The sequence below is a fragment of the Streptomyces sp. HSS9-12 genome, from assembly GCF_054963655.1.
Genome location: NZ_JBUEGC010000001.1, coordinates 160,038 through 185,475 on the forward strand (window position 1 = coordinate 160,038; position 25,438 = coordinate 185,475).

At 70.0% G+C, this 25,438-nt stretch carries 25 protein-coding genes, 1 tRNA gene and 2 pseudogenes; 13 read left to right on the plus strand and 15 right to left on the minus strand.

Translation table 11 applies throughout. From position 1 onward, the window contains the following. Window positions 1-43: 43 nt before the first annotated feature. Window positions 44-751 (minus strand): DUF5324 family protein, encoded by a 708-nt coding sequence (locus ACY34J_RS00825; protein ID WP_462724303.1) that lies wholly within the window; start codon window positions 749-751, stop codon window positions 44-46. 271 nt (window positions 752-1,022) lie between these two features. On the opposite strand from ACY34J_RS00825, the gene ACY34J_RS00830 reads away from it, so the two are divergent. Continuing rightward, the gene (locus ACY34J_RS00830) at window positions 1,023-1,550 is read left to right on the plus strand and encodes a peptidylprolyl isomerase (protein WP_462724304.1); all 528 of its coding nucleotides are present in this window, start codon (window positions 1,023-1,025) and stop codon (window positions 1,548-1,550) included. A 172-nt stretch (window positions 1,551-1,722) separates the two neighbouring features. Next, the gene (locus tag ACY34J_RS00835) at window positions 1,723-2,622 is read left to right on the plus strand and encodes a rhomboid family intramembrane serine protease (protein WP_462724305.1); all 900 of its coding nucleotides are present in this window, start codon (window positions 1,723-1,725) and stop codon (window positions 2,620-2,622) included. 287 nt (window positions 2,623-2,909) lie between these two features. On the opposite strand, the gene crgA is transcribed toward ACY34J_RS00835, so the two are convergent. Beyond that, on the minus strand, window positions 2,910-3,161 hold the full coding sequence (gene crgA / locus ACY34J_RS00840; RefSeq protein ID WP_462724306.1) for a cell division protein CrgA: 252 nt from the start codon (window positions 3,159-3,161) through the stop codon (window positions 2,910-2,912). Between the two features lie 141 nt (window positions 3,162-3,302). On the opposite strand from crgA, the gene ACY34J_RS00845 reads away from it, so the two are divergent. The 6 genes and pseudogenes from ACY34J_RS00845 to ACY34J_RS00870 all read left to right on the plus strand — a co-directional run bounded on the left by ACY34J_RS00845 (window position 3,303) and on the right by ACY34J_RS00870 (window position 7,601). After that, window positions 3,303-4,082: a DUF881 domain-containing protein gene (locus tag ACY34J_RS00845; protein ID WP_462724307.1), complete on the plus strand. Its 780-nt coding sequence runs from the start codon at window positions 3,303-3,305 to the stop codon at window positions 4,080-4,082. Window positions 4,083-4,269: 187 nt separating this feature from the next. Further along, window positions 4,270-4,501 (plus strand): annotated as a pseudogene (locus ACY34J_RS00850) (class E sortase); the annotation flags it as partial. Between the two features lie 73 nt (window positions 4,502-4,574). After that, a complete protein-coding gene (locus ACY34J_RS00855; RefSeq protein ID WP_462724308.1) occupies window positions 4,575-4,748 on the plus strand; it encodes a hypothetical protein in 174 nt (57 codons plus the stop codon). After that, window positions 4,748-5,386 carry an aminodeoxychorismate/anthranilate synthase component II gene (locus tag ACY34J_RS00860; RefSeq protein WP_462724309.1) on the plus strand — a complete coding sequence of 213 codons (639 nt, stop codon included), beginning with the start codon at window positions 4,748-4,750 and terminating at the stop codon, window positions 5,384-5,386. Before ACY34J_RS00855 ends, ACY34J_RS00860 begins: the two co-directional genes overlap by 1 nt. Continuing rightward, complete coding sequence (locus tag ACY34J_RS00865; protein ID WP_462724310.1) at window positions 5,383-6,732, plus strand: class E sortase; 1,350 nt, start codon at window positions 5,383-5,385, stop codon at window positions 6,730-6,732. Before ACY34J_RS00860 ends, ACY34J_RS00865 begins: the two co-directional genes overlap by 4 nt. A 122-nt stretch (window positions 6,733-6,854) precedes the next feature. After that, window positions 6,855-7,601 carry a class E sortase gene (locus tag ACY34J_RS00870; protein WP_462724311.1) on the plus strand — a complete coding sequence of 249 codons (747 nt, stop codon included), beginning with the start codon at window positions 6,855-6,857 and terminating at the stop codon, window positions 7,599-7,601. 98 nt (window positions 7,602-7,699) lie between these two features. Here the strand turns inward: ACY34J_RS00870 and pknB are convergent, their stop codons facing one another. From pknB to ACY34J_RS00900, 6 genes are all read right to left on the minus strand, one after another. Beyond that, window positions 7,700-9,697 carry a Stk1 family PASTA domain-containing Ser/Thr kinase gene (gene pknB, locus ACY34J_RS00875; RefSeq protein WP_462724312.1) on the minus strand — a complete coding sequence of 666 codons (1,998 nt, stop codon included), beginning with the start codon at window positions 9,695-9,697 and terminating at the stop codon, window positions 7,700-7,702. Window positions 9,698-9,864: 167 nt separating this feature from the next. Beyond that, window positions 9,865-11,325, minus strand: coding sequence for a peptidoglycan D,D-transpeptidase FtsI family protein (locus tag ACY34J_RS00880; protein ID WP_462724313.1), 1,461 nt, complete (start codon window positions 11,323-11,325; stop codon window positions 9,865-9,867). Next, window positions 11,322-12,722, minus strand: coding sequence for an FtsW/RodA/SpoVE family cell cycle protein (locus tag ACY34J_RS00885; protein WP_462724314.1), 1,401 nt, complete (start codon window positions 12,720-12,722; stop codon window positions 11,322-11,324). The genes ACY34J_RS00880 and ACY34J_RS00885 overlap by 4 nt, the downstream gene beginning before the upstream one ends. A gap of 24 nt (window positions 12,723-12,746) precedes the next feature. Beyond that, a complete protein-coding gene (locus ACY34J_RS00890) occupies window positions 12,747-14,285 on the minus strand; it encodes a PP2C family protein-serine/threonine phosphatase (RefSeq protein WP_462724315.1) in 1,539 nt (512 codons plus the stop codon). 120 nt (window positions 14,286-14,405) lie between these two features. Then, complete coding sequence (locus ACY34J_RS00895; RefSeq protein ID WP_462724316.1) at window positions 14,406-14,915, minus strand: FHA domain-containing protein FhaB/FipA; 510 nt, start codon at window positions 14,913-14,915, stop codon at window positions 14,406-14,408. Window positions 14,916-14,925: 10 nt separating this feature from the next. Then, on the minus strand, window positions 14,926-15,753 hold the full coding sequence (locus ACY34J_RS00900; RefSeq protein WP_462724317.1) for an FhaA domain-containing protein: 828 nt from the start codon (window positions 15,751-15,753) through the stop codon (window positions 14,926-14,928). Between the two features lie 449 nt (window positions 15,754-16,202). Between ACY34J_RS00900 and ACY34J_RS00905 the strand changes: the two genes are divergently transcribed. Next, window positions 16,203-16,289: transfer RNA gene (locus ACY34J_RS00905), tRNA-Leu, on the plus strand. Window positions 16,290-16,723: 434 nt separating this feature from the next. Here ACY34J_RS00905 and ACY34J_RS00910 read toward each other — a convergent pair. Beyond that, entirely contained in the window at window positions 16,724-17,374 is a 651-nt protein-coding gene (locus tag ACY34J_RS00910; RefSeq protein WP_462724318.1) for an FMN-dependent NADH-azoreductase, read from the minus strand. Window positions 17,375-17,471: 97 nt separating this feature from the next. Between ACY34J_RS00910 and ACY34J_RS00915 the strand changes: the two genes are divergently transcribed. From ACY34J_RS00915 to ACY34J_RS00930, 4 genes are all read left to right on the plus strand, one after another. Continuing rightward, complete coding sequence (locus ACY34J_RS00915) at window positions 17,472-17,870, plus strand: winged helix-turn-helix transcriptional regulator (protein ID WP_462724319.1); 399 nt, start codon at window positions 17,472-17,474, stop codon at window positions 17,868-17,870. A 169-nt stretch (window positions 17,871-18,039) separates the two neighbouring features. Further along, window positions 18,040-19,491, plus strand: a complete 1,452-nt coding sequence (locus ACY34J_RS00920) for a DUF2252 domain-containing protein (protein WP_462724320.1) — start codon at window positions 18,040-18,042, stop codon at window positions 19,489-19,491. A gap of 223 nt (window positions 19,492-19,714) precedes the next feature. Beyond that, window positions 19,715-20,467 (plus strand): J domain-containing protein, encoded by a 753-nt coding sequence (locus ACY34J_RS00925; RefSeq protein ID WP_462724371.1) that lies wholly within the window; start codon window positions 19,715-19,717, stop codon window positions 20,465-20,467. Between the two features lie 119 nt (window positions 20,468-20,586). Next, a complete protein-coding gene (locus ACY34J_RS00930; protein WP_462724321.1) occupies window positions 20,587-20,931 on the plus strand; it encodes a rhodanese-like domain-containing protein in 345 nt (114 codons plus the stop codon). A gap of 50 nt (window positions 20,932-20,981) precedes the next feature. Here the strand turns inward: ACY34J_RS00930 and ACY34J_RS00935 are convergent. From ACY34J_RS00935 to paaA, 6 genes and pseudogenes are all read right to left on the minus strand, one after another. Continuing rightward, window positions 20,982-21,724, minus strand: a pseudogene (locus ACY34J_RS00935) (acyl-CoA dehydrogenase family protein). A 101-nt stretch (window positions 21,725-21,825) separates the two neighbouring features. Next, on the minus strand, window positions 21,826-22,905 hold the full coding sequence (gene paaE / locus ACY34J_RS00940; protein ID WP_462724322.1) for a 1,2-phenylacetyl-CoA epoxidase subunit PaaE: 1,080 nt from the start codon (window positions 22,903-22,905) through the stop codon (window positions 21,826-21,828). Further along, window positions 22,906-23,415 (minus strand): 1,2-phenylacetyl-CoA epoxidase subunit PaaD, encoded by a 510-nt coding sequence (paaD, locus tag ACY34J_RS00945; RefSeq protein ID WP_462724323.1) that lies wholly within the window; start codon window positions 23,413-23,415, stop codon window positions 22,906-22,908. Then, entirely contained in the window at window positions 23,409-24,110 is a 702-nt protein-coding gene (paaC, locus tag ACY34J_RS00950) for a 1,2-phenylacetyl-CoA epoxidase subunit PaaC (RefSeq protein WP_462724324.1), read from the minus strand. The genes paaD and paaC overlap by 7 nt, the downstream gene beginning before the upstream one ends. Next, window positions 24,107-24,394, minus strand: a complete 288-nt coding sequence (gene paaB / locus ACY34J_RS00955; RefSeq protein WP_462724325.1) for a 1,2-phenylacetyl-CoA epoxidase subunit PaaB — start codon at window positions 24,392-24,394, stop codon at window positions 24,107-24,109. The genes paaC and paaB overlap by 4 nt, the downstream gene beginning before the upstream one ends. Further along, entirely contained in the window at window positions 24,391-25,341 is a 951-nt protein-coding gene (gene paaA, locus ACY34J_RS00960) for a 1,2-phenylacetyl-CoA epoxidase subunit PaaA (RefSeq protein ID WP_462724326.1), read from the minus strand. Before paaA ends, paaB begins: the two co-directional genes overlap by 4 nt. Window positions 25,342-25,438: the final 97 nt, after the last annotated feature.

A 25,438-nucleotide genomic window follows, 5' to 3' on the forward strand; every position in this document is an offset into this window, starting at 1 on the left:
CTCCCGCCGCTCGGCTTGTGCAGCTCAGCTTCGGTCCGTGAGATCAGCCCTGGTCGTCGCGGTCGCCGGACTCCGCCTGCCTGGCCTGGACCTCCGGGTCGAGTGCGGACTGCCCGCTGCCGTCCACCGAGGTGAGCGGCGGGCGGTCGCCGAGCTCGGTCGCCGCCGGGGGTTCGACCAGCCAGTCGGGGTTGGCCTGCTTGTCCCACCACTTCCAGACGGCCACGGCGGCTCCTGCCAGCGCGCTGAGCACCACAAACCGCTTGGCCGCCCGCCCCGCCCGGGCCCGGCGCCCTCGACGCTTCATGAGCTTCTTGATGTCCGCGGGCGACACCTGTCCGCGAAGGGCGGCGGCGGCAGCGGTGCCCCGCGAGATCGCCTCCTCGCGGGCGGGTCCCGCGGCGGCCTTGGCGTGCTCCAGCTTCGGACCGGTGTAGTCGGCGGCCTGCCGTGCGGCCTTGCGGGCGCGCTTGGCGGCCTGGGTCGCGGCGGCGTCGACTCTCGGCGGCAGCGCCTGGCGGGCGTGCCGGATGCGGGGTTGCAGATGCGCGTCGTACTGAACGATGGCGGTCTTACGGGCATGCCGCGCGGCGTGGGACATTTTCGGCGCAAGCCGTGCGCGGGCCCCGTGCGCATAGCGCACGGCGTGGTCCTTCGCTGTGCCGGCGTATGGCGCCACCACCTCCGCCGCGTGCAGCACGCTGTCCTTCGCGGTACCAGTCGCGGCGCGCACGCTGTCCATGCGGGTCACGGAATCCTCCTCTTCGGTGGCGGTACGGTTTTCGCCTTTCCACCCAAAACGAGATCATGCCCGCTCGCAGGGTGTACGGCATGTGCGGACAGGCATCCGGGTCATGCTCGACCAAACACACCAAAACGGCGAAACGTCGAAACAGCGTATTGGTGGCTTCTGCTGACAATGCCACGGTTGATCGCGTCGCGCGCCGCTTCCGCGGTTACGCGGCGCAAGACTGTCCATGCAAGGATCAGGAGACGTCAGTGAAAACTACGGAAGGCTGATCGTGGCTGAGCAGCTCTACGCCACCCTGAAGACCAACCACGGCGACATCGACATCCGGCTTCTGCCGAACCACGCGCCGAAGACGGTCAAGAACTTTGTCGAGCTCGCCAAGGGCGAGCGCGAGTGGACTCACCCGCAGACCGGCAAGCGGTCCACGGACAGGCTGTACGACGGCACGGTCTTCCACCGGGTGATCAGCGGCTTCATGATCCAGGGCGGCGACCCGCTCGGCAACGGCACCGGCGGCCCGGGCTACGAGTTCGCCGACGAGTTCCACCCCGACCTCGCCTTCACCAAGCCGTACCTGCTGGCCATGGCCAACGCCGGTCCGGGCACCAACGGCTCGCAGTTCTTCATCACCGTCGCGCCGACGGCGTGGCTCACCAACAAGCACAGCATCTTCGGTGAGGTCGCCGACGAGGCCAGCCAGCGTGTCGTGGACGCCATCGCGGCCACCCCGACCAATCCGCGCACCGACCGCCCGCTCGAGGACGTGGTGATCGAGTCGGTGGTCGTGGAGACCCGCTAGGGCTGACCGTACGCCCTCCCGGAGCGGCAGTAGGGCAGTACGGGAACCAACCCGCCCCGCCCGTCCGTAAAAAGGAAGGGCGGGGCGCCCGCTCGTTCGCGGGGGGACGCCGGAAGCCGGACAGGCGGGAGTATTGCCTGGAGGGGACGGCGGAGAAGACGAGGAGAGCGCGATGGATCAGGCGCCAGGAAGTCCGGAGACTCCGGCGGCCGCGGGCGGCTCGCGCGTGTGCTACCGCCACCCCGACCGCGAGACCGGCATCAGCTGCACCCGCTGCGGGCGGCCGATCTGCCCGGACTGCATGGTCGACGCGTCCGTGGGCTTCCAGTGCCCGGACTGTGTGCGGTCCGGGGCGGGCACCGGCCACGCCCCGCACGTGTCCCGGCCGCGCACCATCGCGGGCGGCACCGTCACGGCCGACCCCCGGCTGGTCACCAAGATCCTGCTGGGGCTCAATCTCGCGGTATGGTTCGCGGTGCTCGGCGTCGGCAACCGGCTCATCAACGCTCTGGACCTGGTCGGCCTGGTGCGCGACCCCATGACGATGCAGGTGGTGGGTGTCGCCGAAGGGCAGTGGTACCGCCTGCTGACCGCGATGTTCCTGCACCAGCAGGTGATGCACATCCTGTTCAACATGCTGTCGCTGTGGTGGCTCGGCCCGCCGCTGGAGGCCGCGCTCGGCCGTGTCCGCTTCCTCGCGCTCTATCTGCTCTCCGGCCTGGGCGGCAGCGCACTGTCGTACCTGCTCGCGGCACCGAACCAGCCCTCGCTCGGCGCGTCCGGTGCGATCTTCGGCCTCCTCGGCGCGACGGCCGTGCTGATGCGACGCATGCGGTACGACTTGCGGCCGGTCATCGCCCTGCTCGCACTGAATCTGCTCTTCACCTTCACCTGGCCCAACATCGCCTGGCAGGCTCACGTCGGCGGCCTGGTGGTCGGCGCCGCGGTGGCGTACGGCATGGTGCATGCCCCCCGCGAGCACCGCGCCCTCGTGCAGCCCGTGACCTGCCTGGTGGCGCTGCTGGCGATCGTCGCCATCGTGTGGGTACGGACCCTGGAACTCACCGGCTGAGCAGGCTGTATCCCCCGGGACAGCAGACTTGTCCACAGCGGGTGGCGGATCTTGTGCAGCTTGTGCTGAAGCTGTGCGGTGTATCTGGGTGCACTCGCACTGACCTGCGGTTTCGCAGTGTGCTCTATGGTCGGCAGGGGGCTTGTGGGACGTACCACCAGTCACACCGGCGTCAACCTACAAGTAGTTATCCACAGATCGTCTGACCTTTTCCCCATGTGGACAGGACCTGTGGATAACTCTGTGGGAAACCTGTGGGCAAGGCTTGCGACGGGGGCGGTACGCCGCTACTTCCACTGAGTCGAGACGACGAATCCCGCTGCGATGAAACCGAAACCCACCACGATGTTCCAGTTGCCCAGCGACCCGATCGGGAAGTCCCCGGTGGTCACGTAAAAGACGACGATCCAGGCCAGCCCGATGAGGAACATGGCCAGCATCAGCGGCGCCACCCAGCCACGGCCGCCGCCCAGGTCGATGTTCGTCTTTGCCGGCGGCGGCGTGAAGTCGGCCTTCTTGCGGATACGTGACTTCGGCACGAGGGACTCTCCTGTCGATGCGCTGCGTTACCGCGCAGGGATCTGGATCTTTCGCCGGGGCTGGGTGCGACGGGGAGCACGCCCTCACCCGGGCGTCAGTTAGCGTAGTGCTTCCGCGGCTTCGAAGGAGATAAGGGTACGGTGAGCGATTCAGCGGACGCCCCTGAGGGACGGTCCGGACAGACGCAGGCCCGCCGGTTCCGCCCGGTGCGGCTGCTGACAGCCGGGATCTTCGCGCTCGCCGGCCTGATCTTCTGGACGAGTTTCGACACCGCCCAGGGCACGAATCTGCGCACCGACGACTCGATGCTCAAGCTCTCCGACCTGATTCAGGCGCGCAGCCGCAAGAACGCCGAACTCGATGACCGGGCCGCCGCCATGCGTTCCGACGTCGACCGGCTGGCCCGGCGCGACAGCGGCGGCAGCAAGGCCCAGGACCGCAGGCTGGACGACCTGGAGCAGGCCGCGGGCACGCGGAAGCTCCGGGGCCGCGGCGTGACCGTCACGCTCACCGACGCCCCGCCGAATGCCACCGCCCGCATACCCGGCGTGCCCGAGCCCCAGCCCAATGACCTGGTCATCCACCAGCAGGACCTCCAGGCCGTGGTCAACGCGCTCTGGGAGGGCGGTGCTGAGGGCATCCGGGTCATGGACCAGCGGCTGATCTCCACCAGCGCGGTCCGGTGCGTCGGCAACACGCTGATCCTCCAGGGCCGTGTCTACTCGCCGCCCTACACGGTGACGGCGGTCGGCGACCCGGTTCGGCTGCAGCAGGCGCTCGCCGACTCCCGGACCATCCAGAACTACATGAGCTATGTCAACGCCTACGGACTCGGCTGGAACGTCGAGCAGCACAAGGCGGTGACTCTTCCCGGCTATTCCGGCACAGTGGACCTGCACTACGCGAAGCCCCAGGGCTAGAGTGCCGCGTCAGCCAGGGTTTGCCCGGTAGCGAGGTGACCTGGTGCGGTCAGCCGCAAGGCGCCGGATCGGCCTCGTAGTGGGCCTGCTCGGTCGATCGGGCAACGCAGCAGATGGCCGTGCCAGGGCGGCGAGCGGGGCAAACCCTGGCTGACGCGGCACTAGTCCGCTGGACGCGAGGGGGACCACCACCTGGTACACGTACCGCAGCGCCGCCAGGCCCTACCGCACGCTGCCCTCCGACATCGGCGTCATCGACCCCGTCCCCCGGCAGTCCGGCGTTCGCGCGGCCCGGCCGCTGTCTCGCCCTCACCACCTGCGATCCGCAGTGGGGCCACAGCCAGCGGCTGATCGCCTGGGCGCACCTGAATGCCACCCAGCCCGCCGAAAAGGGCGAACCGGCAGCTTTGCACAGCTGACCCACGTGGCCCACCCCCGGCCCCGTACTCTGGTCTCCGGCAATGGACTCGGTCATCGGCAAGTAGGGACAGCATGTACGGCTGGATCTGGCGGCGTCTGCCGGGGAACACATGGGTGCGGGCGCTGATCGCGCTCGTGCTCGTACTGGCGATTGTCTACGTGCTCTTCCAGTACGTCTTCCCGTGGGCGGAACCGATGCTGCCGTTCAACGACGTGACGGTCGACGGAGGAAGGGGAGGCAGCTGATGAGCGCGCGCATCCTCGTTGTCGACAACTACGACAGCTTTGTCTTCAACCTCGTCCAGTACCTCTACCAGCTCGGTGCGGAGTGCGAGGTGCGGCGCAACGACGAGGTCGAACTCGCCCATGCCCAGGACGGGTTCGACGGCGTCCTGCTGTCGCCCGGGCCGGGCACCCCCGAGCAGGCCGGCGTATGCGTCGACATGGTGCGGCACTGCGCGTCGACCGGGGTCCCCGTCTTCGGCGTCTGCCTGGGAATGCAGTCGATGGCGGTCGCCTACGGCGGTGTCGTGGACCGGGCGCCGGAGCTGCTGCACGGCAAGACGTCGCTGGTGACGCACGAGGGCGCCGGTGTGTTCCAGGGCCTGCCATCGCCCTTCACCGCCACCCGCTACCACTCGCTCGCGGTCGAACGGGGCACCGTGCCCGACGAGTTGCAGATCACCGCCTGGACGGAGTCCGGTATCGCGATGGGGCTGCGGCACCGCGATCTGCCGGTCGAGGGCGTGCAGTTCCACCCCGAGTCGGTGCTCACGGAGTGGGGACACCGAATGCTGGCCAACTGGCTGGTCGAGTGCGGGGATGTGTCCGCCGTGGAACGGTCGGCGGGGCTCGCGCCGGTGGTCGGCAAGGTCGGCGCGTGACGGCGCTCCGCCCCGAGCGCGATGCCGCCCGCGGTGACGGGGGCGCGTTCGAGGCGGCTGCCGGAGAGCCCCACGACCCGCTGAACGATCCGCTGCCGGGGCAGCAGAGCCGTTCGCCCTGGTTCAGCCCGCAGGCAGGGCCCGAGCAGTCGACCGGGGAGCCGACGACGTACGGCGGCAGGGCCGGGGACGCGGCCCGTGCCTACCAGGTGGCCTCCGGCGGGGACGATGTGTTCGGTGCGGGTGCCGGCCCGCAGGGCCAGTGGCCGGCGACCGGCCAGGGGACGACGGCGCAACCGTACGCACCGGCGGCGGACCCGTATGACCCTGCCGCCACCCCGCAGGGCATAGAACCGGAGCCGGGGCCCGGAACCGAAGCGGAACCGACGCTGCCGACCCTCGACGACGAGACCGTGGCGCTGCGCGTATCCAAGTCCGCAGCTGGACCCGTACGAGCCGTGGGTGGGCCGGAGGGCGGCGGACGGGCCGCGCGGCGGCGAGCGGCGCAGCAGGCCGCCCGGCGGCGTGGCGGGCATCGCGCTCGTGGGCGGCGGGCCGCCGGCCGGGGCTCCCGGGCGGCGGCCGGGACCGGCGCCGCGACCGGGGCTGCCGCGAAACCCGTTCCACGGTCCAGGGTGGAGGCCCGCCGGCTGGCACGGGCCGCCAAGGAACCGCCCGGCGTCATCGCCAGCCGCATCATCGGTGAGGCGTTCATCACGCTCGGCGTGGTGATGCTGCTCTTCGTCACCTACCAGCTGTGGTGGTCCAACGTGCTCGCCGGTCAGGAGGCGGGCGGCGCCGCGAACGACCTGCAGAAGCAGTGGGACAAGGGGGGCGAGCGCGACCCGGGGGTGTTCTCGCCGGGCCAGGGCTTCGCCATCATCTACATCCCCAAGCTGGATGTGAAGGCCCCGATCGCCGAGGGCATCGACAAGCACACCGTGCTCGACCGGGGCATGGTCGGCCACTACAGCCAGGGGCGGCTGAAGACGGCGATGCCATGGGACAAGCAGGGCAACTTCGCGCTCGCCGGGCACCGCAACACCCACGGCGAACCCTTCCGGTACATCAACCGCCTCAAGCCGGGCGACGAGATCGTCGTCGAGACGCGCAAGACCTTCTACACGTACAAGATGGCGAGCATCCTGCCGCAGACGTCGCCGTCCAATGTGTCCGTGCTGAAGCCGGTACCGCCGGGCTCGGGATTCACGGGGCCCGGCCGCTACATCACGCTGACGACCTGCACGCCGGAGTTCACCAGTACATATCGCATGATCGTCTGGGGCAGGATGGTCGACGAGCGGCCGCGCAGCAAGGGGAAACCGGACGCGCTCGTCGGCAGTTGAGGCAAGTGGCCGCCACGAGCGGCCGAGGCACGCGACTTGAAGAACAAGCGGCTCGGGTCTGCGGCTGGAGAGGCTGAAGCCGGTGGCTGAGCGGGACATGAAAAGAGAACGGGGCAGGTGCGGTGGCAGCGACGACCGAGCACGACCAGGACACCGGCACGCCCGGGTCACCACAGCCGCGGCCGCGCCGCCGCGCCCGGCATCGGATGGCCGCCGCCGTCAGCGTCCTCGGCGAACTGCTGATCACCGCAGGGCTCGTTCTCTCCCTCTTCGTCATCTACTCGCTGTGGTGGACGAACGTGCTCGCCGACCGTGAGGCGTCCAAGAAGAGCGACCGGATCCGCGACCACTGGGCGGCGCAGGGCCCCGGCAAGCTGGACACCAAGGACGGGATCGGCTTCCTGCACGTGCCGGCGATGGAGAACAGCGCGGTACTGGTCATCAAGGGCACCGGCACCAAGGTGCTCAACGAGGGTGTGGCCGGCTACTACACCCGCCCCGTGAAGTCCGCGATGCCGTGGGACAAGAAGGGCAACTTCACGCTGGCCGCACACCGCGACGGCCACGGTGCGAAGTTCCACAACATCCACAAGCTGAGGAAGGGTGACGCGGTCGTCTTCGAGACGCGCGACACCTGGTTCATATACAAGGTCTTCGCCACGCTGCCGGGGACCTCGAAGTACAACGTGGACGTGCTCGATGCCGTCCCGAAAGAGTCGGGGAAGAAGAAGCCGGGCCGCTACCTCACGCTGACGACGTGCACGCCGATGTACACCTCGAACTTCCGGTACATCGTCTGGGCGGAGCTGGAGCGTACGCAGAAGGTGGACGCCAAGCGCACCCCTCCGAAGGAGCTGCGCCAGCCGTAAGACGCCGCCGGCGGCCCGTCAGAGGCGCCGCACGCAGCAAGGAGCCCCGGCACCCGCGAGGGTGCCGGGGCTCCTTGCTGTGCCGTGCGACGGACCGGCTAGTCCCGGCTCCGGGTGGTGCCGTCGGTTCCGCCGAAGAACCCGCCGCCGTCGCCGCCGTTGTTACCACCGCCACCGGGCATGGTGGTCAGGTTGACGGTCTGGCCCTTCTGCACCTCGGTGCCGGGCTGCGGATCCGTGGCGACCACGATGGCGTCGCCCCCGGGCGCGGGCCCGACGTTGCCGACCGACAGACCGGCCTCACGGAGCGCCTTGCTGGCGTCCTTCACGGACTGGTTCCGCACGTCCGGCATCTGGATCTTCTCAGCTGCCTTGGTGACGGTCAGCGTGACGGTCGACCCCGGCTTGACCTCCTGGCCGCCGCCGGGAGTCTGATCGACCACCGTTCCCGGGGCCACGTCGGCGCGCTCGGTCTCCTGCGTGGTGACTGTCAGCCCCAGGTTCTCCAGCTGCTGCTGGGCCTGGGCGAGCTGCTGGTTCCGCACGTCCGGGACAGTGACCATGTCCGGCTTCTCCGCCACCGAGAGCACGATCGTGGCCGTCTTGGGCTTGTCCGCTCCCGCAGGCGGGTTCTGGTCGATGACGACGCCGGGGTTCCGGTCGGAGGGCACGGACTTCTTCTTGATGTTCGTGAAGCCCTTGTTCTCCAGGATCTTCCTGGCCTCCTCGTACTTCGCACCCTCGACGTCCGGGACGTTGATCAGCTTCGCGCCCGAGCACACGGTGACCCTGACGGTGCCGCCCTTGTCGATCCTGGTGCGCGGTTCCGGGGTCTGCTCGCTGATCTGGTTCTTCTCGACGTTGTCGCAGCGGGCCTCGCCGTCCTTGACAACGGTGAAGCCTCCGTTGTCGCCCTGCGCCTTGGCGCTGTCGAGCGTTTCGCCGACGAGGTTCGGCACCACCGGCCGGTCCGACGGGTTGCCGTTGCCGAACAGCTCCCGGCCGATGAAGATCGCGCCGATCAGCACCAGGATGCCCGCGACGACCAGCAGGACCGTCGACGTGCTGTTCCTGCCGCCGCCGCGGCGCCGGGCCGGGCGCTCGTCGTAGCCGTAGCCGCCGTCGTCCTCGCGCATGGGCGGCAGCATGGTGGTCTGCCCCGCCGGGCTCTGCGCGCGCAGGGCCGTGGTCGGCTGGTCGTCTCCGTACGCGCCGTAGCCGACGGCTCCCATCGCCGCGGTGGCCGCCACCGGCTGCTGGCCGTCGAGGGCCGCCTCGATGTCGGCGCGCATCTCGTCCGCCGACTGATAGCGGTAGTCCGGGTCCTTCATCAGCGCCTTGAGGACGATCGCGTCCATCTCCGGCGGAATCTCCGGATCGAACACGCTCGGCGGCTGCGGCTCCTCCCGCACGTGCTGGTAGGCGACCGCGACCGGCGAGTCGCCGACGAACGGCGGCCGTACGGTCAGCAGCTCGTACAGCAGGCAGCCGGTGGAGTACAGGTCGGACCGGGCGTCGACGGTCTCGCCCTTGGCCTGCTCGGGCGAGAGGTACTGGGCGGTGCCGATGACGGCCGCGGTCTGCGTCATGGTCATGCCGGAGTCGCCCATGGCGCGGGCGATGCCGAAATCCATGACCTTGACCTGGCCGGTGCGCGTGAGCATCACATTCGCCGGCTTGATGTCGCGGTGGACGATGCCGGCACGGTGCGAGTACTCCAGCGCCTGCAGGATGCCGACGGTCATCTCCAGCGAGCGCTCGGGCAGCAGCTTGCGGCCCGAGTGAAGCAGCTCACGCAGAGTCGACCCGTCGACGTACTCCATGACGATGTACGGGATCGAGACCCCGTCGACGTAGTCCTCGCCGGTGTCGTACACGGCGACGATCGACGGGTGGTTCAACGAGGCGGCCGACTGGGCCTCCCGGCGGAACCGGGCCTGGAACGTCGGGTCGCGCGCGAGATCCGCACGCAGTGTCTTCACCGCCACGGTGCGCCCGAGACGCGTGTCGTGGGCCAGATAGACCTCGGCCATGCCTCCTCGGCCGAGCACCGAGCCCAGCTCGTACCGGCCGCCGAGGCGACGCGGCTCTTCCATAGCTACTCCAGCCCTCTCCGTCATTCCCGACCGCACCGGTGTGGGTCCGGCGGTGTGCTGTTCCGGCCTACCGTACCCGGCACGCCACGCGGGTCCGGGCCGTGACCGTCACCTGATACCGGACCGGTACGGTCACCTGCGCGAATCGGTTCACGACGTGACCGGCGTCACTTGCTGCTGTCGAGCACCGCCTTCATCACGTTGCGTGCGATCGGCGCCGCGAGACCGCCCCCGGAGATGTCGTCGCGGTTGGCCGCACCATCCTCGACGACCACGGCGACGGCCACCGGGGAACCCTTGTCCGTCTTGGCGTACGAAACGAACCAGGCGTAAGGCTTCTCACTGTTGTCGACACCGTGCTGCGCGGTACCGGTCTTGCCACCGACAGTGACGCCCGGGATCTGGGCGTTCACGCCGGTGCCCGACTTGACGACGGTCTCCATCATCTGCTGCAGCTTCTGGGCGTTCTCCGGGGAGACAGGCTGGCTCATCTCCTTCGGCGAGTGCTGCTCGACCACGTTCAGGTTCGGGGCGCGCAGCTGGTCGACCATGTACGGCTGCATGAGCTTGCCGTCGTTGGCGATGGCGGCGCCGACCATGGCCATCTGCAACGGGGTGGTGGCGGTGTTGAACTGCCCGATGGCGGACATGGCGTTGCCCGGCCGGTCCATCTTCGTGTCGTAGATGCTCTTGTCCGCGCGGACCGGGGTGAAGACTTCCTTGTTGAAGCCGAACTTCTCCGCCTGCTTGACCATCTTGTCCCGGCCGACGTCGTCGCCGATCTTGCCGAACACGGTGTTGCAGGACACCCGCAGCGCCTCGCGGAGCGTGGCGTTCTTGCAGGGGATGTTGCCCTCGTTGTTGAGGTTCTGGGAGCTGAGCGGCAGCTTCCAGGGCAGCGGCGACTTGGTCGGCGCGTCGATGTCCGTGTAGAGGCCGTTCTCCAGGGCCGCCGCGGCGGTGACGAGCTTGAAGGTCGAGCCGGGCGGATACGTCTCGCGCAGCGCCCGGTTGAGCATCGGCTTGTCCTTGCTCTCGCCCAGCCCGACCCAGGCCTTGGAGTCCTTGTCGGAGTTGCCGGCGAACGCGGAGGGGTCGTAGCTGGGAGTGCTGGCGAGCGCGAGGATCGCACCGGTCCTCGGGTCGAGGGCGACGACGGCGCCCTTCTTGCTGCCGAGGCCGTTGTATGCGGCCCGCTGCGCCGCGGAGTCAAGGGTGGTGACGACCTGTCCGCCCTTCTGCTCCTTGCCGGTGACCATGTCGATCGTGCGGTTGAAGAACAGCCGGTCGTCGTCGCCGGTGAGGATGCCGTCGTTGATGGACTCCAGCTGGCTGGCGCCGAAGGCCTGCGAGGCATAGCCGGTGACCGGCGCCCACATCTTGCCGTTCTTGTATGTGCGCTTGTACTTGAAGTCGCTGCCGCCGGTCTCGGTGTGCCCGGTGATCGCCTTGCCGTCGACGATGATGTCGCCGCGCGGCACGCTGTAACGGGCAATGGCGACCCGGCGGTTGTGGGTGTCGGTCTTGAGCTCCTCGGCCTGGACGAACTGGACCCAGTTGACACGGATCAGCAGGGCGAGGACGAGCAGGCCGCAGAAGATCGCGACCCGGCGGAGGGGCTTGTTCACGGTCGGACCACCTGGGTCATCTCGGCATCGGTGGACGGGGCCGGGGCCGGTGCCGGCCTGCGCGCGGTGTCGCTGATGCGCAGCAGGATCGCTACGAGCGCCCAGTTGGCGATGACGGACGAACCGCCCTGCGCGAGGAACGGCATGGTCATACCGGTCAGCGGGATCAGGCCGGTGACGCCGCCGGCGACAACGAAGACCTGGAGCGCGAAGGCGCCGGAGAGGCCGACGGCCAGCAGCTTGCCGAACGGGTCACGCGCGGCGAGAGCGGTTCTCACACCGCGCTCGATCAGCAGGCCGTACAGGACGAGGATGGCCATGACTCCGGTCAGGCCGAGCTCCTCGCCGACGGTGGCGAGGATGTAGTCGCTCTTGGGGGCGATGCCGCCGATGAGGCGGGAGTAGCCCTGGCCGAGGCCGGAGCCGAGCATGCCGCCGGAGCCGAAGGCGTACATGGCCTGGGCGGTCTCGGTCACACCGCCGTTGGGCGCGAGCTCCAGCGGGTTGAGCCAGTTGTGCACACGGGCCTGGACGTGGCTCTCGAAGGAGGCCACCAGAACCGCTCCGAGCGCGCTGAGCAGCAGGCCGAAGACGATCCAGCTGGTGCGCTCGGTCGCGACGTACAGCATGATCACGAAGAGGCCGAAGAAGAGCAGCGAGGTGCCCAGGTCGGTCTCGAAGACCAGGATCATGAGGCTGAGGGCCCAGATCACCAGGATCGGGCCGAGGTCGCGTCCGCGCGGCAGGTACAGGCCCATGAAGCGGCGGCTGGCGAGCGCGAGGGCGTCGCGCTTGACCATCAGATAGCCGGCGAAGAAGACCGCGATGATGATCTTCGCGAACTCACCGGGCTGAAGGGAGCCGACGCCGGGGATGGTGATCCAGATCCGCGCGCCGAAGCGGGCGGGGAAGAACACCGGTGCGATCAGCAGGATCAGCGCGACCACCATGGAGATGTAGGTGTAGCGCTGCAGGATCCGGTGGTCCTTGAGGACGAACAGGACGCCGAGGAAGAGCGCGACACCGAGCGTGGACCACATGAGCTGGCCGGGGGCCATGGCTCCGCCGAGCTGGGGAGTGGTGATGGCCGGCTCCTGGTCGAGCCGCCAGATCAGCACCAGACCGAGGCCGTTGAGCAGCGTGGCGACCGGCAGCATCAGCGGGTCGGCGTACGGGGCGAACTTGCGCACCATCAGGTGTGCCACGCCCGCGAGGAGGCCCAGGCCCAAGCCGTAACCGAGCATGCCGGCGGGGACGCCGCCGCTCTTCGCCAAGCCGACGTTGGCGTAGGCGAAGACGGGGATCAGCACGGCGAAGATGAGCAGGGCGAGTTCGGTGTTGCGCCTGCTCGGGGCTCCTACGGCGCTGATCGTGGTGGTGTTACTGGTGCTGGTCATGACGTGTATTCGGCCCCCAGACTGCTACGGCTTGGTGCTGTCGCACTGCTTGGCCAGCTGCTGCTCCTGCTCCGACAGGGTGGGGCCGGGCGTCGGAGTGGGCTTGCTGGTGCTGGTGCTTCCGGTGGAGCGGGTGGCCGGCTTGCCGGTGGAACCGGACTGGCCCGACGGTTGCTGGGACTGTTGCTTCTCCCGGGCCTGCTGCTCGGCCTTCTGGCGTTCCTGCTCCTGCTGCTGGGCCGCCGCGGCACGCTTCTGGCACGCCGTGGCCTGCTTGCCGAGCTCTTCGACCTTGTCCCGGCCCTGGCTGAGGCTGCCGACCGCGATCGTGTCCTTGACCTGGTTCCGCTGGTAGGCGGGGAGGTACTTGAGTTCGATCTCGGGGTGGTCCTCGTCCACCTCGCTGAGGCTGATCCAGGCGAGGTCCTGGCTGATGCCGCGGTAGAGCGCGATGTGTTCGCCCTGGGTGCCCACGTAGTACTGGTTCTGGGTCCAGCGGTAGCCCTCGTACACCACTGCCCCGACAACGCCGAGGCAGAGAGCGGCAACCAGCGTGGGTTTGACCCACCGGCGGCGGCGCGGCTTGACGAAGTCCTCGTCGGAGTAGGTGCCGAAGCTGCCCTCGGGCATGGCGCCGATACCGGGGGCGCCACTGCCGGGCGGGCCGAAGCCGCCGGCCGGGGCCGCTCCGGGGGCCTGCGGCGGTACCGCGCGGCCGAGCCCGGACGCGCGGCCCGCGGGGGTCTGCATGGCGCCCCCGTCGAGCTGGTGCTGGGTCTCGGCGACGGCGCCGACGACGACGGGGGTGTCGTTGAGCTGCCCGGCGAGGGTGTCGGTGCCGTCGACGTCCAGGACATCGGCGACGATGCAGGTGATGTTGTCGGGGCCGCCGCCGCGCAGGGCGAGCTGGATGAGCTCCTGCACGGTCTCGTGCGGGCCGTGGTAGCCGGCGAGGGTGTCCTCGAGCGTCTGGTGGCTGACGACGCCGGAGAGGCCGTCGGAGCAGATCAGGTAGCGGTCGCCGGCCCGGACCTCCCGGATGGACAGGTCGGGCTCGACGTGGTCGCCGCTGCCCAGTGCCCGCATCAGCAGGGAGCGCTGGGGGTGGGTGGTGGCCTCTTCCTCGGTGATACGGCCTTCGTCGACCAGCCGCTGCACCCAGGTGTGGTCCTGGGTGATCTGGGTCAGGACGCCGTCGCGCAGCAGATAGGCGCGGGAGTCGCCGACGTGCACCAGGCCCAGGCGCTGGCCCGTCCACAGCAGGGCGGTGAGCGTGGTGCCCATGCCCTCCAGCTGGGGGTCCTCCTCGACCATGACGCGCAGCTGCTCGTTGGCGCGCTGCACGGCGGAGCCGAGGGAGGTGAGGATGTCGGAGCCCGGCACATCGTCGTCCAGCTGGACGAGGGTGGAGATCACCTCGGAGCTGGCGACCTCGCCGGCGGCCTGGCCGCCCATGCCGTCGGCGATGGCGAGGAGGCGCGGGCCGGCGTAGCCGGAGTCCTCGTTGCCTTCGCGGATCATGCCTTTGTGCGATCCGGCGGCGAAACGCAGTGAGAGACTCATGCGCACCTCGCCCGTCGGCTCGTGGTACATCCGCACGGTGCCCACCCTCCGGTCGGGAGCTTGTCCGGGCCAGTCGACGGCGCCGCCGCGGCTCGCTCGCTCCGCTCGCTCATGGTCGTACTACTTCCGCAGCTCGATGACGGTCTTGCCGATGCGGATCGGCGCGCCCAGCAGAATCGGTGTCGGGGTGGTGAGTCGGGTCCGGTCGAGATAGGTGCCATTGGTGGACCCGAGATCCTCGACGATCCACTGGCCGTCACGGTCCGGGTAGATCCTGGCATGCCGACTCGACGCGTAGTCGTCGTCCAGCACGATCGTCGAGTCGTGGGCCCGGCCGAGGGTGATGGTCTGCCCCTGCAGGGCGACCGTCGTGCCGGCCAGGCTGCCCTCGGAGACCACCAGCTTGGTGGGGGCACCGCGGCGCTGGCGGCCGCCGGACTGGCTGCGCTGCTGCGGAGGCTGGCGGCCGGCGGCGCCGGACTGCCGGGACTCGCCTCCTCGGCGCGCCGCGCGCTGGGTTACGCGCGTGCCGAACAGGTCGCTGCGAATGACCTGCACGGCGACGATGACGAACAGCCACAGTACGGCGAGAAAACCCAGCCGCATGACCGTCAGGGTCAGCTCTGACATTGCCCCCGCTTCACCCTTCGGCTTGCCGGTAAACGATGGTGGTGCTGCCCACGACGACCCGTGAGCCGTCGCGGAGCGTAGCGCGGCTGGTGTGCTGCCCGTCCACCACGATCCCGTTTGTGGACCCGAGGTCCTGGATCGTGGTGGGCGTTCCGGTGCGGATCTCGCAGTGCCGGCGGGAGACGCCGGGGTCGTCGATGCGCACGTCGGCCTCGGTGCTGCGGCCCAGCACCATGGTCGGGCGGGAGATCTGGTGGCGGGTGCCGTTGATCTCGATCCAGCGGCGGGTCTGCGTGCCGGGCAGCGGGCCCGCGCCGGGCGTCCGGCTCACAGGCGAGGGACCGGCTCCGGGGCGGGCGGCAGGCGGCGGGGAGGACGGCATGGGTGGTACGCCCGCGGGCTGCGCGGGGTAGCCGGACCGGTGGGAGGCGGCCGCCTGGCGGCGCGGTGGGCTCTGCGACTCGCTGGAGGCCAGGGTGCGGCTGCGGACGCGGTACAGGCCGGTGTCGAGGTCGTCGGCCTTCTCCAGGGTCACCTTGATCGAGCCCATGAAGGTGTAGCGCTGCTGCTTGGCGTAGTCGCGCACCATCCCGGCGAGCTCGTCGCCGAGCTGGCCGGCGTACGGGCTGAGCCGCTCGAAGTCCGGGGTGCTCAGCTCGACGATGAAGTCATTGGGAACGACGGTCCGCTCGCGGTTCCAGATCGTCGCGTTGTTGTCGCACTCCCGCTGGAGCGCTCCCGCGATCTCGACCGGCTGGACCTCGGACTTGAACACCTTGGCGAAGGTGCCGTTCACGAGACCCTCGAGACGCTGCTCGAAGCGCTTCAGTACTCCCACGGGGCACCTCCTTCCCTGATGCTCGTCTCGCAGTCGTTCTGGTACTGCTTACTGATCGTATCCACGAGCGGCAAACACACGTGGTTCCACTTCCCGCCCCTGTCGTTGGGTGTCGCCCCTCACAGATCCGGTACCGAGCGCCCTACGGGCCGGGTACCGGGGGCGCGCGGAGCCGGCTTGCTGCGCGCTGCCCACAGGGATCGTAGAGGGGGTCTTCGGACAGTGTCCCGCAACCGTCGCGGTACCTGGCCGGGTGGGGTGCTCGTGTGGGGCGGTGGGGCGGTGGGGCGGTGGGGCGGTGGGGCGGTGGGACGGTGCGGTGGCCGGGCGGCCGGATAGGCGTGTGAATCCACCCCTGACGTCGTGCTAATCTTCTCGATGTCGGAAGGCGCTCCCGCCCCGCCGGCGCCGGTAGGTCCAAGGGACGGGGAACCAGAAGACAACACCTTGCGCGGGTGGCGGAATAGGCAGACGCGCTGGATTCAGGTTCCAGTGCCCGCAAGGGCGTGGGGGTTCAACTCCCCCCTCGCGCACCATGAGGGAAACGGGCCTCTCCGAAGTGATGTATCTCACTTCGGAGAGGCCCGTTTCTGTTTGCTCTGTTGCCGGGCGCTGTTGCCTGGCGCTGCTGCCTGGCGCTGCGCGGTTCGGTTTGCGCGGTGTGCCAAGGGTCACCCGCCTCCTTGAGACCGATACCCGCTCCCGCCGCCGAGTTTCGGCGTTCGGTGGGGGCGTGGGGAAGATCGCGCCCGTTGCCCAGCGGACGGTGGGGCCCTTCGCGTCCCTGGACGACCGTATGAAGGACGTGCTGAAGGCCGCGACTCCCGGCAGCTGATCACAGCCGGCCACTCCTGCGCGCGGCCGTCTGGTACCGGGGCGGCCCCGGGAACGATGCGCACAGGGGGCGTGGAGCACTGGACTCCACGCCCCCTGTGGTGCGTTCGCGCTGCGGCCGGGCGAGTGCGGCAGGTCAGGCCGCGAGGCGGGCGGCGAGCGCCTTGGCCTTCTCGACGGCCTCCGCGTGAGCCTTCTCACGGGAGGCGTCGGCGAGTTCGATCAGCTCGGCCATCGCGGGGTTGCTGTGGGCCAGGGTCAGCTCCGGGACGATGAAGTCGACCTCAAGACCGAGCAGCCCGGTGAGCGCCTTCTCCATGTAGTTCTGGACGAACTCGAAGCCCTCGCGCGGGGTGCCCGGGGCGTACGAGCCGCCACGGCTGGCGACGACGGTCACCGGCGTTCCGGCGGCCGACGGGGAGTCGCCGGAGGTGCGGCCCATGATGATCACGTGGTCCAGCCATGCCTTGAGCGTGGAGGGAATCGTGAAGTTGTACATCGGCGCCCCGATCAGCACGGCGTCCGCCTTCTCCAGTTCCTCGGCCAGCTGCGTGCGCAGAGCGAAGGCGGCCTGCTGCTCGGCAGTGTGCTGGGCCGGGTCGCTGAAGGCCGCGGAGGCGCCGGCGACATCGAGGTGCGGCAGCGGGTCGGCGGCGAGGTCCCGGTAGATGACGGTGCCGTCGGGGTGCTGCTCCTCCCAGGCCTTGCGGAACGCGGCGGTCACGCTGCGGGAAGCCGAACCGGCCTCGGGGAAGAGGGACGAGTCGAGGTGCAGAAGCGTAGGCATGGGGCCCTCCGGTCAGTGGAAAATCCGTATGTAGCTATTGATAGCACAGTCACTTACTTTTCTACAGCCCCGAAGGGTGACGCAGTACTCTGGAGGCATGGCGGACGGGGCGGAGAGCGTGGAGAGCGTGCAGGGTGCGGGCCGCGGCGAGCAGGAGTGCCGGCAGGTCGATGGCGGGATGACGCGCGTCTTCGCGCTGTTCGGTAAGCGGTGGACAGGTCTGATCGTGTCCGTGCTGACGCAGCGGGCCGTGCACTTCGCCGAGCTGCGCAGGGCGATCCCGGGCATCAGCGAGCGGATGCTGTCCGACCGGCTGACGGAGCTGGCGGCGGCGGGCCTCGTCGTACGGGAGGTGGACGAGGGGCCGCCGCTGCGGGTCGCGTACCGGCTGACGGAGGCGGGGAAGGCGCTGGAGCCCGCGCTGAAGGAGCTGGGGCGGTGGGCGGAGCGGTATCTGCCGGACGCGGGCGGTTGCCCGGAGCAGTTCCGCCACTGAACGGTCGGCGGCCGGGCCGGGATGGATCACGGGGGATTCCGTCGTGATCTGAGTTATCCACAGGGTCTGACGGCTGTTGGCCACCGGGGGTACGGTCATGGCCAGTTGTGGTGTCGGTGCGGGGCGCTTCGGGGCTTGAGGAGGCGCTCACGGCGGGGAGGGGCGCGTCATGGCTGTGGCCGAGGGGCAGGCGCAGTGGGGGGAGCGGACGGGGCGTCAGCCGGATGGCGAGGCGCGCCGGTTGCCGTACGTGGCGGGGTTCGCGCAGTGGCCGGGCGGCTCGCGTGACCCGAAGCAGGAGGGGAAGGCGCTACGGGCCCGGGTGCCGCGGTCAGCGCACGGCGAGTTCGCGCTGCGGGCCGGGCGGCCGGACGCGGTCGCGGCGGTGGAGGAGTCCAGTGCCGGCCGGCTGCCTGAGCTGACACCGATACGCGTCGGCCGGATGGCCGCGACGCCTTTCGCGTTCCTGCGGGGCTCGGCCGGGTTGATGGCGTTCGACCTGGCGGGCGGTTCCGTCACCGGGATCGGCGCGCAGATCTGCGGGGACGCGCATGCCGCGAACTTCGGGCTCTATGGCGACGCCCGGGGCAGTCTCGTCATCGACATCAACGACTTCGACGAGACGGTGCGCGGCCCGTGGGAGTGGGACCTCAAGCGGCTCGCGGCCTCGCTGGTGCTGTCGGGCCGGGAGGCGGGGGCGGACGAGGACACCTGCCGTGAAGCCGCGTACGACGCCGTCGGGGCGTACCGCCGCACGATGCGGCTGCTGGCGAAGCTGCCGGTGCTGGATGCCTGGAACGCGATCGCGGACGAGGAGCTGGTGTCGCACACCGATGCCCGGGATCTGCTGGGCACACTCGAACGGGTCGAGGAGAAGGCCCGGCGCAACACCAGCGCGCGGTTCGCGGCCAAGTCGACCGAGGAGCTGCCGGACGGAAGCCGGCGCTTCACGGACGCACCGCCGGTGCTGCGGCGCGTGCCCGACGAGGTGGCGGCCGCGGTCGCCGCGGGGCTCGGCGGGTATCTGACGACGCTGCCGGAGGACCGGTTGCCGCTGCTGGCCCGGTACGCGGTGCATGACGTGGCGTTCCGGGTGGTCGGCACGGGCAGTGTGGGCACGCGGTCGTACGTGGTGCTGCTGCTCGACCACCGCGGCGAGCCGTTGGTGCTGCAGGTGAAGGAGGCGCGGCCGTCGGCACTGCTGCCGCATCTGGCGACGGCGGGGTCCGAGGTGCCCGAGGTGGAGCACGAAGGGCGCCGGGTGGTGCTCGGGCAGAAGCAGATGCAGGTGGTGAGCGACATCCTGCTCGGCTGGACCACGATCGAGGGGCGGCCGTATCAGGTGCGGCAGTTCCGGAACCGTAAGGGGAGCGTGGACCCGGCGGCGCTGTCCTGTGACCAGATCGACGATTACGGGCGGATGACCGGTGCGCTGCTGGCGCGGGCGCATGCGCACAGCGCCGACCCGCGGCTGATCGCCGGCTACTGCGGCAAGGGGGAGGAGCTGGACGAGGCCGTGGCGGCTTTTGCCGTGGCGTATGCGGATCGTACGGAAGCGGATCACGCGCAGCTGGTGGCGGCGGTGCGCGGCGGGCGAATAGCCGCTGAGCTCGGCGTGTGAGCCGGCGCGGCCCGGGGGGCTGTGGCGCGGGTGCGCGGGGTCCGGGCTCCCGGGGCTGGGGCTGCCGGAGCCAGTCGGCCCGCGTGGCCCGTAGGCTGGGCGGGTGACCAACTCGGAGGCCCAGCAGACGGAGCCCCAGGCCGGGGTGCAGGCTGATCAGGAAGCTGATCAGCGAACCGGTGAGGGGGCGCAGACCCAGTCGGAGGACGAGGCCACGCAGCGCCTGGAGCGGGCGGTGCTGGCCGCGGAGCAGGCGCTGATCGAGTTCGAGATCGCGGTGGAGACCTTCCGGGTGGAGGTGGAGAACTTCTCCCGGCTGCACCACCAGCGTCTCGGCCCGATGTACGCGCGGCTGGACGAGCTCGACGCGCTGATCGCCGAGGCGATCGCGGCGCGGACCGGCGATCCGGAGGACGTGCGACGGGCGCGGGAGGCGCGGGCCATGGTGCTGCCGATGCCGGGGGTCGAGGAGTTGTTCCACGGCTGGCTGGACTCCGAGGGGCTGTCGCCGGAGGCGACCGCGATGCTCAACGAGCAGCCGGTGACTCCGCCGCGCCGGGTGCGGCCGAGCGAGGAGGCCCGCCGGATCTACCGCGAGCTGGTGCGGCAGGCGCATCCGGATCTGGCGCGGGACGAGGCGGAGCAGGAACGGCGCGGCGCGTTCATTGCGCGGGTCAATGAGGCGTACGCGGCCGGTGACAAGGAAGGTTTGCGCGCTCTGGCCGAGGAGTGGGCCGCCGGGCCGAAGCAGGAGCTGCGGCCGAGCCGGAGCGAGGAGCTGTACGCCCGGCTGGAGTGGCTCGCCGACCGCAAGGAGCGGCTGGCCGCGGCCGCCGCCGAGATGGAGGCGAGCGCGATCGGCGCGATGCTGAAGATGGCGCCGGACGACCCGGACGCGCTGCTCGACGAGATCGCCGAGCAGCTGCTGGCGCAGGTCTCCGAGCGGGAGGCCCGCCTGGCGGAGCTTGTTGGGTAACGTGCGGAAAGACACCTTGCGCCCGGTTTTCCCGGATCAGAGCATTTCCCTCGGCTCCGGGCTTCCCCTGAATTCCTGGCTGAATTCCCGGCCTGTGTCGAACTGAGAGAGGTTGATCCATGCACTTCGCCCAGTTGCCCGCGGTGGACGCCGCGGCGGTACCGTCCGACGGCTTTCTGCTGGATGTCCGGGAGGACGACGAGTGGGCCGCCGGGCATGCTGACGGCGCGCTGCACATCCCGATGGGCCAGGTCGTCCAGCGGTTCGGCGAGCTGACCGAGGCGGCGGCCGATGGGCGCCGGGTGCATGTGGTGTGCCGGGTCGGCGGCCGGTCGGCGCAGGTCGCGCAGTACCTGATCGCGCAGGGGCTGGACGCGGTGAATGTGGACGGCGGGATGCTCGGCTGGGAGGCCGCGGGCCGGCCGCTGGTCACCGATGGCGAGGGCAAGCCCTTCGTGCTGTAGGCACCCGGCAGTCCTGCGGTCTCCGCAGGGCGCCACCGGCGCCGGGTTCGTCAGCTCGACAAGTGTGCGGCGAGCAGATCGCCGAGCGCCTCCTCGTGGGCCGCGGCCGGGCCGAGCGACAGCTCCAGCTGTTTGGCCCAGGCGTGGTAGCGGTGCAACGGGTAGTCGGTGTCCGCGCCGAAGCCGCCGTGCAGATGCTGGGCCGTCTGCACCACCCGGCGGACGCCCTCTGAGGCCCAGATCTTGGCGACGGCGACATCTCCCGCCGACCGCAGAGCCCCCCTGGGCCGCGCGCCGCCCTGTTGCGGCAGGGAGAGCCGCCAGGCGGGCCTGCCCAGAGGGGTGGCTTCCATCGCGCGAAGGTCGATATAGCGGTCGGCAGCCTGGACGGCGACGGCTTGGAAGGTGGCGATCGGAAGCCCGAACTGCTCGCGCTTGCCGGTGTATTCACCGGTCATGGCGAGCACACGCTCGCCCAGGCCCAGCGCGAGCACGCTGGTTCCGGTGGTGAGCAGCAGGCGCAGCCACTCCCAGGCGCCCTCGGCGCTCAGTACCTCGTCGGCCGAGAGGCGGACGGAGTCGGTCCAGTCCGGCTCCGCCGTACCTGGGGTCGAGTACCAGACCCAGCAGATCCGTGTCGGCGAGCTTGCGCCACAGCGGCCGGTCGAAGTCCTCGGAGACCGCGCCGGGAGTGAGGGCGGGACTGGGCACACCATCGGGCGCGGGCCCCGGAGAACACCGCCTTCGCCGCCTCTACGGCTGCCTGCTGCTCTTCGGCGAAGGTGAAGTCCACTGCCTGTCCTCCCGACGCCGCGACCCGACCACCACTTCCACGTCCCACTGGTGTCTGACGAGGCGTCAAGTTAGAAACAGGTCGCAGAAAATGGGGATGGGTCAGCGGTCGAAGTCCAACTCCACCTGCTCGGTCACGGGGTGGGACTGGCAGGCCAGCACATAGCCCGATTCGACCTCGTCCTGCTCCAGAGCGAAGTTCCGGTCCATGCGCACCTCGCCCGAGACCAGGAACGCCCGGCACGTCCCGCACACCCCGCCCTTGCAGGCGTACGGCGCGTCCGAGCGGTTGCGCAGCACCGTCTCCAGCAGCGGTTCACCGTCCTGCACGGGCCAGGTCCCGGACCGGCCGTCCAGTGTCGCGGTCAGGGAACTGTGCGCGGGGGAGGTGACCGGACGGGAAGCGACAGCGGAGGCGCCGTCGTCGACGTGGAAGATCTCCTCGTGGACCCGGCTACGCGGCACGTCCAGGGTGCGCAGCGCGCGGTCAGCCGCCTGCACCAGGCCGTACGGTCCGCACAGGAACCAGCCGTCCACATCGGCCACCGGCAGCAGGGCGGGCAGCAGCTCGGTGAGCCGCGCTTCGTCGAGCCGGCCCGAGGGCAGACCGGCCTGCTGCTCCTCGCGGGAGAGCACATGCACCAGCTGCAACCGGTCGGGATAGCGGTCCTTGAGGTCGGCGACTTCCTCCAGGAACATCGTCGAGGCAGCCGTGCGGTCGCTGCGGATCAGGCAGAAACGCGCCTTGGGCTCCCGGGCCAGCAGGGTGGAGACGATCGACAGCACGGGTGTGATGCCACTGCCGCCGACGACGGCGGCATAGTGCCCGGGCCTGGGCTCGAGCACGAACCGTCCGGCCGGCGCCATGACCTCCACCGTGTGGCCGACCGCCAGCTCCTTGAGCGTGTACGTCGAGAACTCCCCGCCCTCGACCAGCCGCACCCCCACCCGAAGGACCTGCGGGCCGTCCGGGTGCAGCGCGGCCCCGCAGATGGAGTACGTCCGCCGGATCTCCGCGCCTTCGACCCTGCGGCGCAGCGCCAGGTGCTGGCCGGGTGCGTAGCGGAACGTCTCGCGCAGCTCGGGCGGCACCTCGAAGGTGACGGCGACCGAGTCGTCGGTCAGCCGCTCCACCGCGGCCACCCGTAGCTGATGGAAGGCGCCATGGCGGGCCGCGGCCATCTACAACTCCTTGAAGTGGTCGAACGGTTCACGGCAGGCCTCGCAGCGGCGCAGGGCCTTGCACGCCGTGGAGGAGAAACGGCTGAGCAGCGTGGTGTCGGTCGATCCGCAGTGCGGGCAGCGGATGGACAGCTCCACCATGACCGGCCCGGAAGAGCGTGCGGCCGTCGCAGCGTCCGGGCGGGGCGGCGCTATGCCGTACTCCGCGAGCTTGCGCCGGCCTTCGGCCGTGATGGCGTCCGTTGTCCACGGCGGGGACAGCACCGTGCGGACCGCGACCTCCGGTATGCCGTGCTCGTGCAGCACCCGCTCGATGTCCGCGGCCATCGACTCCAGCGCCGGGCAGCCGGTGTAGGTCGGGGTCAGCTCCACCTCGACCCGGCCCGGGCCCAGGACCTGCAGCCCGCGCAGTACACCCAGCTCCTCCAGCGTGAGCACCGGTAGCTCCGGGTCGGGCACCGATCCGGCCAGTCTGCGCAGCTCATCCTCGAGAGCCGTCGTGGTCACCATGTCGCCCCCGGGTGGCTGCGGTGCAGATGCTGCATCTCGGCCAGCATCCGGCCGAAGGGTTCGGTGTGCAGGCCCTGCCGGCCGGCGCCTGCCGCCCAGCCCCCGCGAGTGGGCCCGTCGGGCAGGCTCAGGGTGGCCCGCTCCAGCACGGCGCTGATGGACGCGAGCCAGGCCTGACGCATCCCGTCCCAGTCCACGCCCAGCCCCTCGACCGGCTCGAACAGCTCGCCCGTGTACCGCCACAGGGCGTCAATGCCGCGCTGCATGCGCGCGTGGCTCTCGTCCGTGCCGTCGCCGAGCCGCAGCGTCCAGTGCTCGGCGTGGTCCCGGTGGTAGGCGACCTCCTTGGCCGCCTTCGCCGCCAGCGGTGCGAACTCGCTGTCCCCCGCCGCCAGCTGCCCGTACAGCAGCTCCTGGTACGTCGAGAAGTACAGCTGGCGGGCGATGGTGTGGGCGAAGTCGCCGTTGGGCTGCTCAACGAGCTGCACATTGCGGAAGGCGCGCTCTTCGCGCAGATACGCCAGCTCGTCCTCGTCACCGACGAGCGACAGCAGCACCCGGGCCTGCCCGAGCAGGTCGAGCGCGATGTTGGCGAGCGCGACCTCCTCTTCCAGGACCGGAGCGCGCCCGGCCCACTCCCCCAGCCTGTGGGAGAGCACCAGGGCGTCGTCGCCCAGCGCCAGTGCCGCGCTCACAGGTGCTTCACCCCTTCGGGGATGTCATAGAACGTCGGATGGCGATAGGGCTTGTCGGCCGCCGGAGCGAAGAACGGGTCCTTCTCGTCCGGTGACGAGGCCGTGACGGCCGCCGACGGCACCACCCAGATCGACACCCCCTCGGCCCGCCGCGTGTACAGATCGCGGGCATTGCGCAGCGCCATTTCGGCGTCCGGAGCGTGCAGACTCCCGGCGTGGGTGTGCGACAGTCCGCGCCTGCTGCGTACGAACACCTCCCACAGCGGCCAGTCAGCCCTGCTCATGCCGTCTCCTCCCCGTGTTTGGCGGCGTAGGCAGCCGCTGCCTCCCGGACCCAGGTGCCTTCCTCATGTGCCTGTCGCCGCTGGTTGATCCGTTGTTCGTTGCAGGGGCCGTTGCCCTTCAGCACATGGTGGAACTCGTCCCAGTCGATCGGTCCGAAGTCGTAGTGCCCGCGCTCCTCGTTCCACTTCAGGTCCGGGTCGGGGAGGGTCAGGCCCAGGACCTCGGCCTGGGGGACGCAGATGTCCACGAAGCGCTGCCGCAGGTCGTCGTTGGAGTGCCGCTTGATCTTCCAGGCCATGGACTGCGCGGAGTGCGCGGACTCGCCGTCCGGCGGGCCGAACATCATCAGCGACGGCCACCACCAGCGGTCGACCGCGTCCTGCGCCATCGCGTGCTGCTCTTCGGTGCCCCGGCTGAGGGTGAGCAGCAGCTCGTACCCCTGCCGCTGGTGGAAGGACTCCTCCTTGCAGATACGGATCATCGCGCGGGCGTACGGCCCGTAGCTGCAGCGGCACAGCGGCACCTGGTTGGTGATCGCCGCACCGTCCACCAGCCAGCCGATGGCTCCTACGTCGGCCCAGGTCAAGGTGGGGTAGTTGAAGATCGAGGAGTACTTCTGGCGGCCCGAGTGGAGCTTGTCGAGCAGCTCGTCGCGGCCGGTGCCCAGGGTCTCGGCGGCGCTGTAGAGGTACAGCCCGTGGCCCGCTTCGTCCTGCACCTTGGCCATCAGGATCGCCTTGCGGCGCAGCGAGGGCGCGCGGCTGATCCAGTTGGCCTCCGGCTGCATGCCGATGATCTCGGAGTGCGCGTGCTGGGCTATCTGCCGCACCAGCGTCGCGCGGTAGGCATCCGGCATCCAGTCACGCGGCTCGATCCGCTCGTCAGCCGCGATCGCCGCGTCGAACGCCGTCGCGTAAGAGTCCTCGACCGCCACCGTTGTCGTCACCAGGTCGCCCCTCACTCCCCGAACCAGCCCCGACGGACCAGCCGACCAACCAACCGCCGACCAACCAACCGCCGACCAACCAACCAACCGACCGACC